13 protein-coding genes are annotated in these 15,032 nt (G+C 71.1%); 8 read left to right on the plus strand and 5 right to left on the minus strand.

Annotated features, from left to right (window positions below; translation table 11 throughout):
• The first annotated feature begins 70 nt into the window (after nt 1–70).
• The 3 genes from H0B56_RS19235 to sepH all read left to right on the plus strand — a co-directional run bounded on the left by H0B56_RS19235 (nt 71) and on the right by sepH (nt 3,705).
• The gene (locus H0B56_RS19235) at nt 71–1,462 is read left to right on the plus strand and encodes a serine hydrolase domain-containing protein (protein ID WP_180894509.1); all 1,392 of its coding nucleotides are present in this window, start codon (nt 71–73) and stop codon (nt 1,460–1,462) included.
• Nucleotides 1,463–1,474: 12 nt separating this feature from the next.
• Nucleotides 1,475–2,602 carry a phosphoserine transaminase gene (gene serC, locus H0B56_RS19240; protein ID WP_180894510.1) on the plus strand — a complete coding sequence of 376 codons (1,128 nt, stop codon included), beginning with the start codon at nt 1,475–1,477 and terminating at the stop codon, nt 2,600–2,602.
• 164 nt (nt 2,603–2,766) lie between these two features.
• The gene (gene sepH, locus H0B56_RS19245) at nt 2,767–3,705 is read left to right on the plus strand and encodes a septation protein SepH (protein WP_180894511.1); all 939 of its coding nucleotides are present in this window, start codon (nt 2,767–2,769) and stop codon (nt 3,703–3,705) included.
• Between the two features lie 61 nt (nt 3,706–3,766).
• Here the strand turns inward: sepH and H0B56_RS19250 are convergent, their stop codons facing one another.
• Nucleotides 3,767–4,429 (minus strand): DUF2537 domain-containing protein, encoded by a 663-nt coding sequence (locus H0B56_RS19250; RefSeq protein WP_180894512.1) that lies wholly within the window; start codon nt 4,427–4,429, stop codon nt 3,767–3,769.
• 113 nt (nt 4,430–4,542) lie between these two features.
• Nucleotides 4,543–5,412: a TrmH family RNA methyltransferase gene (locus H0B56_RS19255; RefSeq protein ID WP_180894513.1), complete on the minus strand. Its 870-nt coding sequence runs from the start codon at nt 5,410–5,412 to the stop codon at nt 4,543–4,545.
• Between the two features lie 508 nt (nt 5,413–5,920).
• Here H0B56_RS19255 and H0B56_RS19260 point away from each other — a divergent pair.
• The 4 genes from H0B56_RS19260 to H0B56_RS19275 all read left to right on the plus strand — a co-directional run bounded on the left by H0B56_RS19260 (nt 5,921) and on the right by H0B56_RS19275 (nt 10,078).
• Nucleotides 5,921–7,372, plus strand: a complete 1,452-nt coding sequence (locus tag H0B56_RS19260; protein ID WP_180894706.1) for a glutamate-cysteine ligase family protein — start codon at nt 5,921–5,923, stop codon at nt 7,370–7,372.
• Between the two features lie 249 nt (nt 7,373–7,621).
• On the plus strand, nt 7,622–8,299 hold the full coding sequence (locus H0B56_RS19265; RefSeq protein ID WP_180894514.1) for a biliverdin-producing heme oxygenase: 678 nt from the start codon (nt 7,622–7,624) through the stop codon (nt 8,297–8,299).
• 193 nt (nt 8,300–8,492) lie between these two features.
• Complete coding sequence (locus H0B56_RS19270) at nt 8,493–9,116, plus strand: superoxide dismutase (RefSeq protein WP_089301516.1); 624 nt, start codon at nt 8,493–8,495, stop codon at nt 9,114–9,116.
• A gap of 185 nt (nt 9,117–9,301) precedes the next feature.
• Complete coding sequence (locus H0B56_RS19275; RefSeq protein ID WP_180894515.1) at nt 9,302–10,078, plus strand: arylamine N-acetyltransferase family protein; 777 nt, start codon at nt 9,302–9,304, stop codon at nt 10,076–10,078.
• A gap of 169 nt (nt 10,079–10,247) precedes the next feature.
• Here H0B56_RS19275 and H0B56_RS19280 read toward each other — a convergent pair whose 3' ends face one another.
• On the minus strand, nt 10,248–10,679 hold the full coding sequence (locus H0B56_RS19280; RefSeq protein WP_180894516.1) for a MarR family winged helix-turn-helix transcriptional regulator: 432 nt from the start codon (nt 10,677–10,679) through the stop codon (nt 10,248–10,250).
• A gap of 140 nt (nt 10,680–10,819) precedes the next feature.
• Between H0B56_RS19280 and H0B56_RS19285 the strand changes: the two genes are divergently transcribed.
• The gene (locus H0B56_RS19285) at nt 10,820–11,083 is read left to right on the plus strand and encodes a DUF2530 domain-containing protein (protein ID WP_180894517.1); all 264 of its coding nucleotides are present in this window, start codon (nt 10,820–10,822) and stop codon (nt 11,081–11,083) included.
• A 61-nt stretch (nt 11,084–11,144) separates the two neighbouring features.
• On the opposite strand, the gene H0B56_RS19290 is transcribed toward H0B56_RS19285, so the two are convergent.
• Complete coding sequence (locus tag H0B56_RS19290; protein WP_180894518.1) at nt 11,145–14,192, minus strand: sacsin N-terminal ATP-binding-like domain-containing protein; 3,048 nt, start codon at nt 14,190–14,192, stop codon at nt 11,145–11,147.
• Nucleotides 14,189–14,998, minus strand: a complete 810-nt coding sequence (locus tag H0B56_RS19295; protein WP_180894519.1) for a DUF3027 domain-containing protein — start codon at nt 14,996–14,998, stop codon at nt 14,189–14,191. The genes H0B56_RS19290 and H0B56_RS19295 overlap by 4 nt, the downstream gene beginning before the upstream one ends.
• Between the last annotated feature and the right edge of the window lie 34 nt (nt 14,999–15,032).

Raw genomic sequence — 15,032 nt, forward strand, 5'->3', positions numbered from 1 at the left:
AGCGTCATTCAGCACAACCCGGGTCGGGGTGTGGCGGGCGGCACAATGCTCGGGCGGCAGAATGGCGCGCATGCTACCGACGACCGAGTTCGCGCTCCTGCGGCGCATCGCGACCGAGCAGGCCACCGGGCGCGCGCCCTCCCTTGTCGCTGCCGTCGTGCGGGACGGGAAGATCACCTGGTCCGGCGCGCGTGGCTACCTGGACAGCCCCAGCGACGGGTCCGGCGCCGGCACCGGCGCGGCCCAGCGGATCGAGCCGGACAACGACACGCAGTACCGCATCGGCTCGATCACCAAGCCGTTCATCGCCCTGCTGGTGCTGCGCCTGCGCGACGAAGGGGCGCTGGAGCTGAACGACCCGCTGGAACGGCACCTGCCGGGCACCGAGCTCGGTCACCTGACCATCGCCCAGCTGCTGTCCCACACCTCGGGCCTGACCGCGGAGTCCCCCGGCGAATGGTGGGAACGCAGCCCCGGCACCGACTGGCCCGGGCTCGCCTCCCGCCTGGACAGCGACTCCGTCAAGCTCCGGCCGGGCGGGCGCTTCCACTACTCCAACGTCGGTTACGGCACCCTCGGTGAGCTGGTCGCCCGGCACCGCGGCACGAGCTGGCTGGACGCGCTGCGCACCGAGATCCTCAACCCCCTCGGCATGCACCGGACGAGCGCGCACCCGCAGGGGCGCCACGCCACGGGGTGGGCCGTGCACCCGTTCGCCGACGTCGTGCTGCCCGAGCCCGCGCACGACGCGGGGGCCATGGCTCCCGCCGGGCAGCTGTGGTCGACCGTCACCGACCTCGCGCGTTTCGTCGCGCTCGTCGGCGGGCACACCGGCGGCATCCTGCGCCCCGACACCGTCGCCGCGATGCGCGAGGTGGCGGCCGTGGACAGCAGCGACGCCTGGGTCGCAGGCTACGGCCTCGGTTTCCAGCTGGTACGCCACCAGGGGCGCGTCCTGGCCGGGCACACCGGTTCGATGCCCGGGTTCCTCGCCTCGGCGATGATCGACCCGGCGACGGGGACCGGCGCGCTGGCGATGGCCAACACCACCTCGGGCCCGGCGATACTCGGTCTCGTCCTCGACCTCATCGGGCTGGCCGACGAGCACGAGCCGGCGCTCCCCGTGCCGTGGCAGCCCGCGCACGTCGACCCGGCGCTGCTCGAACTCACCGGCCTGTGGCACTGGGGCCCCACCCCGTTCCACGTGCGGGCGCTCCCCGACGGGTGGCTGGACCTCTACCCGGCATCCGGCAAGGGCCGGGCGTCCCGGTTCCGCCCGCTTGGCCAGGACCGCTGGGAAGGGCTCGACGGGTACTACTCCGGCGAGACGCTACGTGTCGGCCGTGGCACGGACGGCACACCCCGGCACCTGGAGCTGGCGACTTTCGTCTTCACGCGCACTCCCTATGATCCGAAGGCCCCGATCCCCGGCGGTGTCGACGAGCGCGGTTGGCGCGCGTGACAGACTGTCCCCATGACCGATGCCGCTGATTTGACACTTCCCGACGACATCAAACCAGCCGACGGGCGGTTCGGCTGTGGCCCTTCCAAGGTCCGCACCGAGCAGCTCGCGCACCTCGCGAGCGAGGGCGCGGCCGTGATGGGCACCTCGCACCGGCAGAAGCCGGTCAAGGACCTCGTGGGTCGCGTGCGCACGGGGCTGCGAGACCTGTTCAACCTGCCCGACGGGTACGAAGTGCTGCTCGGCAACGGCGGAACAACGGCGTTCTGGGATGCCGCGGCCTTCGGTCTGGTCCGTGAACGCGCCCAACTGTTCACCTACGGCGAGTTCTCCTCGAAGTTCGCCAAGGTCACCGAGGGCGCGCCCTTCCTGTCCGACCCGATCGTGGTCTCCTCCGAACCGGGCACGGCCCCGGAGATCACCTACCAGCCCGGCGCCGACATCATCGGCTGGGCGCACAACGAGACCTCCACCGGCGTCGCCGTGCCCGTGCGACGTCCCGCGGGCAGCGAGGGCGCGCTCGTCACGATCGACGCCACCAGTGGTGCGGGCGGGCTGCCCGTGGCCGCCGAGGACTTCGACGTCTACTACTTCGCCCCGCAGAAGTGCTTCGCGTCGGACGGCGGGCTCTGGGTGGCACTGGCCTCCCCCGCCGCCGTCGAACGCATCGAGGAGATCGGCAACTCCGGCAGGTGGGTTCCCGAGTTCCTCTCGCTGACCACGGCACTGGACAACTCGCGCAAGAACCAGACGTACAACACCCCTGCCGTGGGCACGCTCCTGCTGCTCGCCGACCAGATCGAGTGGATGCTCGAAGGCGGCGGGCTGGAGTGGACGACCAAGCGCACGGCGGAGTCCGCGCGCCGGTTGTACGAGTGGGCCGAGAAGACCAGCTACACCAGCCCCTACGTCTCCGAGGCCGAGCTGCGCTCGCACGTGGTCGGCACCATCGACTTCTCCGACGAGGTCGATGCCACTCAGCTCGCTGCCACGCTGCGTGCCAACGGCATCATCGACGTCGAGCCGTACCGCAAGCTGGGTCGTAACCAGCTCCGCGTCGGCATGTTCCCGGCCATCGAGCCGGACGACATCAGCGCCCTGATCCAGTGCGTCGACTGGATCGTCGAGCGCACCTCGTAATACTCGGCAAACCGATCGAACCACGCGTGGTGGTCACCCCGAACGGGTGACCACCACGCTGTCGTTCGCGACAAGATCACTCACGACTCGGCGTGCCTGCGGGGTCAAGCCGACTCGCCGAACTATCCTGAGCGCGCAGTACGTTACGTCGTGGGAGGCGGGAGATGCGCACGCTGAGGGTTGTCGGGCTGGGAGAGGACGGCACGTCCGTCGTCTGCGAGCATCCCGACACCGGCGAACAGTTCCAGATCCCCGCCGACGACCGGCTACGCGCGGCCGCCCGCGGCGACATCACGCGGCTTGGACAGATCCAGATCGAGTTGGAGAGCCACATGCGGCCACGCGAGATCCAGGCGCGGATCCGGGGCGGGGAGTCCGTCGAGCACGTGGCGACCAGCGCCGGCATCCCCATGCAGCGAGTCGAGCGGTACGCCCACCCCGTGCTGCTCGAGCGCGCCCGCGTCGCCGAGCTCGCCCAGCAAGCGCACCCGGTGCGGGAGGACGGGCCGGATGTCCGCACGCTCGGTGAAGTGGTCGCGCACGCTTTCGGGGTGCGCGGTCAGGACTACACCAAGGCAGGCTGGGACGCGTGGCGCGGCGAGGACGGCAAGTGGGTCATCCAGCTACGGTGGACGGCCGGTCGTTCGGACAACACCGCGCACTGGGTGTTCACCTCGGGTTCGCACGGCGGCACCGTCACCGACCTCGACGCCGATGCCGAGGAGATGCTCAACCCGCACGCGCACCGCGCCCCGCGCACGCTGCGCCCGGTGGAGCCGATCTCCGCTGCCCGTACGGCGGCCGGGACCGAGCAGCCCACGCTCGACTCCTCCGGTGACGGCGAGAGCTACCACGCGCACAACGGGCAGCTACCGCACGGCGACACCCCACCCGGCACGCACGGCACCGAGCCCCCTGGTACCGGCATGACCGGTGCGGACGCGCCAGTACCGGAACCCGACGACGACACCACCGAGCTGCCAACCGTTCCCGCGGGTCCGGACAGCGCCGACGGGTCCGGCGTGCGGCGCAGGAAACACCATCCGGTGGTGCCTGCCTGGGAGGATGTGCTGCTCGGCGTCCGTTCCCAGCGCGGCAGCTGAGCCCTGGCGACCGCCCCGTACCGCCCCGCTGACGCGGGCTCGAACCCTGGGGGAGTAGCGGCTACAGCCAGGTGATCAGCAATGCCGTCCAGGACGCCACGAGCCCGGCGGCAGCCCCGAAGCACACCCAGCGCAGCACGGGCACCCGGCGCCCCAGCCAGAGGGACGGCGCGAGGCCGAGCGTGACCAGCAGCGCCGCGGCCAGCGAGTGCCAGCTGCCGCCGGAGTCGTCACCGGTTGCCCTTCCAAGCGCGAGCAGCCCGACGAAGACGAAGACCCCCGTGAACGCGGACACGGCCAGCCCGGATCCCCACGGGGTCGGCTCCCCGGGGGATCTGCGGAACAGTCGCGTCCCGTGCGGGCTGGCGTGCCGGGGGCCGCCCTGCTCGCTCGCGGGATCGGGGACCGCGACGCTGGCTGCCCCGGTCACCGGGTCGATCACGTGCACGGGCCTGCGTAGCTGCGTGGCCACCCTGCCGGCGAGCTGGCGTCCGCGCTGGGTGATCAGACCCATCGCATCCTGGCCGGGCTCACTGAGCCCTGCCTCACGGCCGTCCCGCGCCTGCTGCACCGCGCTGCCCACCCGCGCCCACTCGTGCAGTGCCGCGGCCAGCTCCGCGCCGAGCGGGAGCTGCTCGGGCTGAACCTCCCGAGCCGCGTCCTCACCGCCGGTGCCGTCGCGTTCAGCCAGCACCGCGCGCCCGTCGTGGATCCGCAGCTCCACCCCGCACCTCCTCGTCAGCCCAGGATCGGTGCATTCACGGTAGCCTGCCGTTCCCGCCGGATCCTGCGGGCTCATACATCAGCCACGTACGCGACCCCCGCACGATCCCGCCGTCACCAGCCCTCGGTGGGCACCGGGTGGTCCGGCGGCGAACCATCCCTGTCCGGTTCGTGCGCGGCCCTGTTGGTCAGCTCGTAGAACGCGACCGCGCCCGCGGTTGCGATGTTGAGCGAGTCCACCCCGTCCGCCATGGGGATGTGCACGGCAGTGTCCGCCGCGTCGATGGCCTCCCGGGACAGCCCGTGACCTTCCGAGCCGAGCAGCAGGGCCACACGCCCGTGACCGCGCCCCGCGAACCCGGCGAGGTCCTGCGAGCCCGCGGACGGCGTGAGTGCCGCGACGTGAAAGCCGTACCCGCGCAGCAGGGAGACGCCCTCCGGCCACGGCGTGAGCGGCGCGAACGGTACCCGCAGCACCGTCCCCATGGACACCCGCACGCTGCGGCGGTACAGCGGGTCGGAACACCCCGGCCCCAGCAGGACGCCACCCACGCCGAGTGCGGCGACGTTACGGAACAGCGCTCCGAGGTTCTCGTGGTCACCGACGCCTTCCAGCACCGCGACCGTCGACGCCTGTCGCGCGACGGCCTCCGCGTCCGGAAGCCGGGCACGGTCGGCGACCGCGAGTACGCCCCTGTTGAGGTGGAACCCGACGACCTCCGCCATGGTCTCCGCGTCGGCGACATACACCGGCACGTCCGTTCCGTCGAGATCGTCGGCCAGCTCGGTCACCCGGCGCTGTACCCCGAGCACGGCCCGGATCGGGTACGGCGAGGCGAGCATACGCCGCACGACCACGGTTCCCTCCGCGATCACCAGTCCCCGCCCGCCAGGGCGGTCCGGCCTGCGGTCCGCCCTGGCGAGGTCGCGGAAGTCGTCGACCCTCCGGTCGGTACTGCTGGCGACGCGGATCACCTCGGCCATCCTTCAGAGTGTGCCACCCGCCTGGCGGGCCACGAGCCACGCACCGATGCCACGTGCCGTCCGCACCGTGCACGAGCACGGCCCCGGACGGCGGCCCGATCCCGGCGAATTCACTCGAATACTCGCCGTCGTGCGCAAAACTCCCCGCTGACAATGCGCAGAGTGATCAGATTCCCGCACGGGTGCACCAATTTGGCCGCTAGCAGGCCGCGGAGATGCTGTGTCACGGTGAGCCGTCGGGGTCCGCCACAGGTGTGCCATCAAGGAGTGCGTGCGATCGAGAGAGTGATGGTCGAGGTGAGTGGTGACAACAAGCTGTGGCGCAGCAACGGATGCGCAGGCGGAACCTGTCAGCGTCCCGGAGAGCCGCGCCTGGACTGCCGGTAGCGAAGATTCCGAGCAGAGCTACGCGCACATCCCGCACCAGACCGGTGCCGGGCACGGCGACGTGGGTGTCGCGACAGCCGGGACGGATACCTCGGCCGAACCGCTCAGCCCGCGCGACCGGATGCCGTACCGCCACAAGGTGCAGCGCTGCCTGGACGCACTCGAGCGGATGCTCGCCGACGGCAGCTTCTCCTTCCCGCACAAGCGCATCGGCCTCGAGCTCGAGCTGAACCTCGTGGACCGGGCGTTGCGCCCGTCGATGAGCAATACGCTGATGCTCGAGCGGCTGGGCGACCCGGTGTTCACCACGGAGCTCGGCAAGCACAACCTCGAGCTCAACGTGCGCCCCCGGCCGCTCGCAGGCGACTCCCTCGGCGAGCTGGAGCGAGAGCTGCACGGCTACCTCGCGGGGGCCGCATCGACGGCCCGCGATGCCTGCGGGGATCTGGTGGTCATCGGCATCCTGCCCACGCTGACGAGCGAGCACTTCCGCTCCGAGTGGCTGACCGACAACCAGCGGTACTGCCTGCTCAACAACGAGATCCTGGCGGCGCGTGGCGAACGGACCCTTCTCCAGATGGACGGGGCTCCGCTGCTGGGAAGCTCGCCCGACCGGCTGCACAGCTACGCCGACACGATCCTTCCCGAGGCGGCGTGTACCTCGGCTCAGCTGCATCTGCAGGTAGGGCCGGAGGACTTCGCCACGCACTGGAACGCGGCCCAGTGCCTGGCAGGCGTGCAGCTCGCGATCGGCGCCAACTCGCCGTTCCTGCTCGGCAAGGCCCTCTGGCACGAGACACGGGTCCCGCTGTTCCTGCAGGCCACCGATACCCGGCCGGAGGAGCTGAAGACGCAGGGGGTACGGCCGAGGGTGTGGTTCGGCGAGAGGTGGGTCACCTCGATCTTCGACCTGTTCGAGGAGAACGTCCGGTACTTCCCCGGCCTGCTGCCCGAGACCGATGCCGAGGACCCGCTGGAGACCCTGGAGGCCGGGTCGGCACCGCAGCTGTCCGAGCTGCGCATGCACAACGGCACCGTCTGGCGCTGGAACCGCCCTGTCTACGACGTCGTGGACGGCACTCCCCACCTGCGCATCGAGAACCGCGTGCTGCCCGCGGGACCTACGGTGATCGACATGCTCGCCAACGCGGCGTTCTTCTACGGCGCGCAGCGCGCTCTCGCCGACGCCGAGCGACCGGTCTGGACACAGATGTCCTTCCAGGCAGCGGAGGAGAACCTCTACGCGGGCGCGCGGCACGGGATGCACGCGGATCTGTACTGGCCGGGTATCGGGTGGGTCCCCCCGGACGAGCTCGCCCTGCGGGTGCTGATCCCGCTGGCGCACGAGGGCCTGCGGTCCTCCGGCGTCCCCGCGGCGCTCGCCGACTACTACCTCGATGTGCTGCGGCAGCGGTGCATCGCCCGGCGCAACGGCTCGGACTGGCAGCGCGAGTCGGTGATGCGGCTCGAGGCGCGCGGTTTCGACCGGCGCGAGGCGTTGAACCGGATGCTCGCCGGCTACATCGACCGCGCTGTGGACGGCGCGCCGGTACACGAATGGAGCCTGCTCTAGGCCGTGTCTCTTGATCCCCTCCGTCGCGAGCGGGGATCAGCGTGGTGGCTGGCATCGGGTCGCGCTTGGAGGAGCCGCCGGTAGTGGTCCCTATCGGTGGCGACGAGAACGCCGCCAGCCGCCGCGCTGGCCCCGCGCAGCAGGCAAGTGGGATCGAGAGACACGGCCTAGGGGGTGGTCCCGGACGTGCGTGTACTTTAAGCTCGCACTGACGGCTTGTGACGTTTCGAACACGGAACGGAGTCATTCATGGCGCACGCACCGCAGCACCCGACGGACCTGGTTTCGCTGTCCCAGGCGCTGCGGAGCGCCACGAGCGAGGCGCACGACCGCGCGCACCGGTCGCGGTACATGACCGAGCTGCTCGCGGGGTCGCTGAGCATCGAGAGCTACGCCCAGCTGGCGGGCCAGTACTACTTCGTGTACCACACGCTGGAGGAGGCCACCCGCGCGATGCGCCACCACCCACTCGGGGGGCGTTTCGCGCTCGACGAGCTCACCCGGCTGCCGGCACTCTCCGCGGACCTCGCCTACCTGCTCGGCCCCGGGTGGCGCACGGCGATCGACCCGCTACCGGCCACGCGCAGGTACTGCAAGCGGATGCGCGCGGTCGCGTTCGACAGCCCGGCCGGGCTGGTCGCGCACCACTACACGCGCTACCTCGGCGACCTCGCCGGTGGCCAGGTCGTGCGGCGGCTGTTGCGCGACACCTACGGCATCACGGACGACGGTGCGCTCTTCTACCGGTTCGACCGCATCACGAACCCGCACGCGTTCCGCACCACCTATCGCGCGCTCCTGGACAGTTCGCCGTGGACCGACCGCGAGCGACGGTCCATCGTGGAGGAGTCGTTGCTGGCCTACGAGCTGAACATCGCGGTCCTCGGCGAGCTCGCCGACGACATTCCCGAACTCCAGGCAGCGTAGGGGAATTTGTCGATATATCGATAAGCGCGATGTGGTTCCCGCAACACGCGCGTTGACTTCGAGCGTGCTCGAAGGAGCAAGCTGGTTCCGGACGATCACCGGTGCACCCCGTTCGCCCGCTACCACGCGCACTACTAGGTTTGGTAAGCGAACGTCATCGGTACAGTGACACAACCGGACCCAAGGAGGGCGCATGGCCCTGTACGAGCTTCCTGAACTCGACTACGACTACGGTGCGCTCGAACCGCACATTTCCGGCGAGATCAACGAGCTGCACCACAGCAAGCACCACGCGACCTACGTCAAGGGTGCCAACGACACGATGGAGAAGCTCGAGGCCGCCCGCGAGGCGGGTGACTACGGCTCCATCGTCGGCCTGGAGACCACGCTGGCCTTCAACCTGGCCGGGCACGCCAACCACGTCGTGTGGTGGAAGATCCTGCACCCGGAAGGCGGCGACAAGCCCACGGGTGAGCTCGCGGCCGCGATCGACGAGAGCTTCGGCTCCTTCGACAAGTTCCAGGCACACTACAACGCCGCTGCCACCACCATCCAGGGCAACGGCTGGGCCGCGCTGTCCTGGGACCCGATCGGCAAGAAGCTGATCATCCAGCAGCTGCGTGACCACCACAACAACCTGGCGCTGCCGACCGTGCCGATCATGATGACCGACGTGTGGGAGCACGCGTTCTACCTGCAGTACAAGAACGTGAAGGCGGACTACGTCAAGGCGCTGTGGAACGTCTACAACTGGGCGGAGATCGGGCGCCGCTTCGACAACGCCCGCAACGGCGGTAACGGCCTGCTGCTCTCCTGATCGAGCGCGGCCCGTCTCGCGTCCCTACTCATCAGCCGGCCTGTGCACAGGCCCCGGGGCTCTCCCCGCGAGGGGAGGGCCCCGTTTCTTGTGTCCGCCGCCGGTCGGCTGCGGTAGTCGGCATCCAGGGGCCCGCGGGAAACCGATTGACTTCGACCGCACTCGAAGTGACACGCTCCGCCAGCATGGACCCCACCACCGTCAAGGCCTACCTGCGCCGCATCCAAGCCCCGCACGTCACCACGGCCGACCGGGCGACCCTCGCGGAGCTGCACCTCCGGCACCTGGAGACCGTTCCCTTCGAGAACCTGTCCATCCATCTCGGCGAGCGCATCGAGCTCGAGGAGACCAGCCTGGTGGACAAGCTGGTGCACCGGAGGAGAGGCGGCTTCTGTTACGAGCTCAACGGCGCGTTCGCCATGCTGCTGCGCGCCCTGGGGTTCACCGTCACACACCAGTCGGCACGGGTGTACACCGGCGACGGCGACCTCGGCCCACCGTTCGACCACCTCGCGCTACGGGTCGACCTGGACGAACCCTGGCTGGTCGACGTCGGCTTCGGGCGCGGCCCCGTGCGCCCCTTGCGGCTCGACTCCCGCGAGCCGCAACCCGACGAGGACGGCGAGTACCGCATCGTGGGTGTGGACAACGGGGACCGTGACCTCTACCGCGAAGACACACCCATCTACCGGATCGAGGCACGGGCTCGCGAGCTGCGCGACTTCGTACCGACCTGCTGGTATCACGCCACCTGCCCGGACTCCCACTTCACCAGGAACACGACCTGCTCACGTCGCGTGCCGGGCGGGCGCGTCACCGTCAGCGGCAACCGGCTCATCGAGTCCGTGCACGAGCAGCGCAGCGAGACGGTGCTGGACAGCGACGAGGACGTACTCGCCACCTACCGCTCCCGCCTCGGCGTCGAGCTCGACCGGGTACCGGCAGTGCCGCACCCCCGGTAGGGTTTCCTACGAGCACGGGGTCCCGCCGCGGACGGTACCGCGACGGGACCCCGGCTGTTCCCGAACTGACTGCCGCTCCCACCACGAAGCGGACATGTATAAGGTTAGCCTAACCTCATCGATTCGGCAAGGGGTCCTTCCGAGCGGGCTCATACCCCTGCCGCCACGACTACTGCGCGGCCATCCGTTCGATGATCTCCGCTGCCCTGGCCAGCACCGCGCGCTCCTCCTCGGACAGCTGGGCGAGCCGCTCGTCCAGCCACGCCTCCCGCATCGTGATATTGGCGTGCACGTAGTCGACGCCTGCCTGGCTGAGCTCCACGATGGCCTGACGCCCGTCGGTGGGGTGGGCCGTCCTCGCGATGTAGCCGAGCTGCTCGAGCGCCACGATCACGCGCGTCATCGACGGCGGCTGCACTCCCTCCTTCGCGGCGAGCTGACCCGGCGTCATCGCCCCGCACTTGTGCAGTGTCGACAGCGCCGACAACTGCGTGAGCGAGACATTGGTGCTCAACCGCTGCGCGCGCAACCTCCGGTTCAGACGTACCACTGCCAGCCGCAAGCGGCTCGCCAGCGTGCGTTCCTGCCCAGGATCGGCCATTCGCACAGCCTACCTACCCGCCCTCGCGAGCCGGTCCGCAAGCCGGGCCATTCGTCACGACCAGGAGTCTTACGCACACACAGGGCATCCGTGTCGCACTCGTCCCGCCGGCACGGACGGAGCCCGGTAGCCTTCCCGGTGTGGTCGATTCACACGAACGCATACCGCCACCTGACCTGCCCAAGCCGTTGACCGACCTCGGTCCGGCCCTTGTCCTGGGCAGCGCGTCGTGGGCGGTCGCGCTCGGCGTCCTCGTCACACTTCATCTGCTCGGGTACAGCGTGGGCATCTGGCTGGCGACGGCGAGCGCGGGGCTCGCGCTCGGCGCGGTCGGGATGTTCCTGGTCGCCTGGCAGCGCTACGCTTCCCGGCGCGGCTCGAGGGGCGCGCAGCGCGGCCTGTAGAGGGGTTCTCCTCTCACATGGCGGACCATCCACGACGCACGGGCCTGCCGACCCTCGCCGATCACCCGAACAGGGTAGCGGGCTCCGGATCGCTGAGCAGGGCGGCGATCTGATGGCGTGCCTCCCACCGGTCGGCGGCGAACGCGTAGGCCCGCGCCAGACCGTCGATGCTGTCCTCGGCATGCACGAGCCCGTCCGCCGCGACCCACCAGCGCGCCTGCCGGTCCTGCCCGTCCACCCGGACCGTCAGCCGGGGATGCAGGTATAGCCCCCCTTCCGGCACCGTCGTGCCGAGCAGATCGGCCAGGTCACGGATGGCGCTCAGCTCCGTCCAGCTCAGGACGTCGCCCTCGGAGGTCACCTCACCCGCATACACCTCGCGGGCCAGCGGGAGATCCAGCAGCTCGGCCAGCGAGTCGCACTCGCGCCCGCAACCGACGAGCAGGCCGGCATCGACCACCTCCAGCGGCCACGCCTGATCCAGCACGCACGCGTGGCCGGCGTCGATCACGCCTCCGTCCAGCGCTCGCACCTCGGTGGGCGCGTCGACCTGGGCCACATCGAACCCCGGCCGGGCCGCGAGCTCGGCAAGCGCCGCATGGGCCCGGAGCACCACACCCGGGCGCGGCGCGCGCTCGCGGTCGGCAAGGCGGGCGAGCAGATCGGCGGCGTCCGAGGCATCGCAGACAGCGAGGTCCTCCCGCACACCCGCAGCCACGAGCACGTCCCGCGGTAGCCCCACATCAGGAACCGGATCGTAGAGCCCCTCCAACGCCACCGCGTCCGGCATGCGCCAGCTGCGCGGGCAGGCCCCATCGAGATCGGCGAACCGGGCGATCCACCAGCCGGTGTGCCCACCCGGCTCGCGGAGCGCGTGACCGCTGTCGGGGGACTCGGCCAGCAGCCGCAACGCCGCGGGCCACGCGTCGTCGGCCACCAGGTCGAGGTCGCGGACCGCGAGCACCCTGGACGGGGGCCGCGACGTCGAGTCCCACCACTCGGGCTCCTCGGGCAGGTCGTGCTCCGGCCCGACAGGATCGTCGTCGGCCACCACGGCGAACGAGTCCAGCACCCCGGTCGCGGTCAGTACCTCCGGAGGCCGGTGCCGCGCCACATCCTCGGCAAGCACGTCCAGCGGGCCGTGCGGCCCGACAGCCTCCGGGTCCAGCACGCCGAGCAGCGGGGCGGACGGCAGCACGAGCTCGTCGGCCCGGCGGGCGTCCCCGCTCGCGGAGGTGAGGGCGAGCGCGGCGAGTCCGGGGCGCTCGTCGGTGGTGGCTCCGGTCTCGGCGACCAGGCGCAGGACGAGCTCCGCGAGCGGCGTGGTGTCCAGGCCGGACATCGCGTCGTCCACGCTGCTCTCCACGGCCGCGCGCAGCTCGGCGGCATCCAGTAGCTCGGCGGGCCCTGCCGGCACCGCGCCGAGCCGCTCCAGCAGCGGGTGCACCGCGTCGGGATGCACCACACGCACGCCCGTCACCCCGGCCGTGCCGAGCAACTCCAGCAGTTCGGGCCGGAGCCCGGTGTGACCTTCGCTCCCTCTAGGGAGCCCGGTGTCACCTTCGGCTCCTCCACCGGGCAGGAGCACGCCACGCGGCCCGGGCGTGGTGCGACCGTCGGCGAGGGGGACGGGCAGGCCGGTGAGCGCCTCCTGGTCGATGGAGCGGTCGTCGAGCAGTGCCAGCAGCGCGCCGTAGAGCCCGTACCACCACCGCGGTGGCCGCTCGATACCCATCAGCGCGTCCAGCGCGGCGGCGACATCCAGCCCGCGCGCGCCGACGCGGGCCAGCACGCCCGCCGCGCGGCCCCCCACGTACGGCACGGCCACCAGCTCGGCCACCACCTCACCGAGCAGCTCCACGAGGCCGGGCGAGTCGACGTCGAGTACCGCGGCCCGGTCACCGGAGATGTCACGGCCCCCGGACGCAGCGGGCAGCCACGGTTGCTCCCGCAGTCTCGCACCGATCAGCTGGTGCAGCTCCCCATCCACATCGGATGCCGGAAACCCCGCGGCAGGCACGAGCTCGAGACGTTGGTGCGCGGGCACGCGCCGCACCAGATCGAGGAAGGCGTCCGCGGCAGCGGCCAGCACGGCCGAGGCGGCGAGACCGCCGCGCACCCGGCGGCGCGACGGCTCGACGGGGACACTGGCGATGAGCCTGGCGGGCAGGGACAACCGCTCGTCGGTGGCCGTCGGCGCGTGCAGCACGTCGCTGTCCACCGGTCGCGGACGGTTCTCACCGTCCACAGGAAGTGCCCAGAGGACAGTCCATTGCGGATGGTGCGCCGCCTCGATTCCCAGTGTCGCTGCCTGCTCCCCGGAGAACTCCCCGGAGGTCGAGTGCACGAGCCACCGCGTGCCCGCCGCACCGGACCGGGCGATCTCCACGATGCCCTCGCCCGTATCGGTGCGCGTCCACACCTCACCGGCGATATCCACCCGTTCCAGCGCCGGGAATGTCAGCAGCACGTCGGTGACCTCGCCCGCGAATTCCGCGAGCAGCGACGCCTCCTCGACGCCGTCCGCGAGCGGCAACCGCACCTCGGTGTCGAACGGTTCCGGCACGTCGGGCTCTCCGGCCGGAACGGGCCACGGCAGGCGCAGCACCGGCACCGCGCCGCCCCTGTCGGCCGCCTGCCGCCGCGCCTCCGGGATGTCGGCCACGCACCGCCGGGTTCCGGTCTCGGAGAAGGCCACCCCGCCCGTGCGCGAGACCACGCGCGGTTCGGCGCACACGGTCAGAACCGCGGCGAACCCCACACCGAACCTGCCGACCGTGCTCGCACCGCTCTTGGCCGAGGCTCGCAGCGACGCCAGGGCCGTAACCCCGTCGCGGTCGAGGGGAGCGCCGGTGTTGGCCACCCGCAGCTCCCCGTCGACGACACGCACCCGCAACCGGCCACCGACCCCGGCCAGGGAGGCCGCGTCCGCTGCGTTCTGCGCCAGCTCGACGAACAGCCGGTCGGCGTACGCGCCGAGCCGGAGGTCCTCCTCGGCATTGGCGTCCTCGGTGAACCTGGTCGGCGACTGCTGCCAGGAATCCAGCACGGCGGCACGCAGCGCGGCCGTGCCGAAGGGATCGGCCTCCTGGTCGGGCGAACCGGTCACGACTCCAGTCCGGCGCCGGAGGACTCGACGCCGTCGACGTCCAACCGGGAGTCGTCGTAGACGAGCTGCGCTACCGGTACGACGGCGCCGGTGTCGACCTCGGCCTCGGAGTGCGCTCCGCACCCGTACTCGACATGTACGACGTGCCCGTCAGCGGGCGCGACCTCGTTGCCGCACACCCCGAAGGCCGCGCGCATCGAGCCCGCGAGCGGCAGGTAGAACCCGCACGTGCCGCACGGCTGCGGCGCGCTGCGCGCCATGTCCGAACGGGGGCCGAACTCACCGCCGCGCCAGCGCTCCGCCGCGTCGAGCCGCCCGCGCCGGGACATCACGCGCGTGCGGCCGAGCCCGATCTCGTAGGAGACCTCCTCGACGCCGGGGTCGTCGGAGCCCAGGTAGCCGGGTACGAGGCGCTCATCGTCCTCTCTCACCGGCAGGACGTCTCCGATGCCGAGGTCGCCCTGCCGGACCCGCATCTCCCACGGAACCCACTCCTTGGCGATCAGCGCCCCGGGGCCCGGGCGGAGCAACGCCTCGCTGACGGTGACGGGGAATTCCGCACCGGCACTCGCGACCGTCACCTGCCACTGCCATCCCCCGTAACCGGGGACCGCCGCGTCGAACAGGTGTGTGACGCTGACATCGTCCTCGTGCCGTACTCCGCGGTACGCCCCGACGGTGGAATCCGGGTCGTACCCGCGGTCGGCCGCTTCCTCCCTGGCGGCGTCACGGGCGAGCCCCGCGGCGTCGACCAGCCACGGCCCCGGCTGCGGCTGCGTGGCGGCAGCGGTCGGCGTCGAACTCATATCATCCAGGATAGTCCCAGGTGCTGACACGCCG

It is taken from the genome of Haloechinothrix aidingensis, assembly GCF_013450155.1.
GTDB classification, from domain to species: Bacteria; Actinomycetota; Actinomycetes; order Mycobacteriales; family Pseudonocardiaceae; genus Haloechinothrix; species Haloechinothrix aidingensis.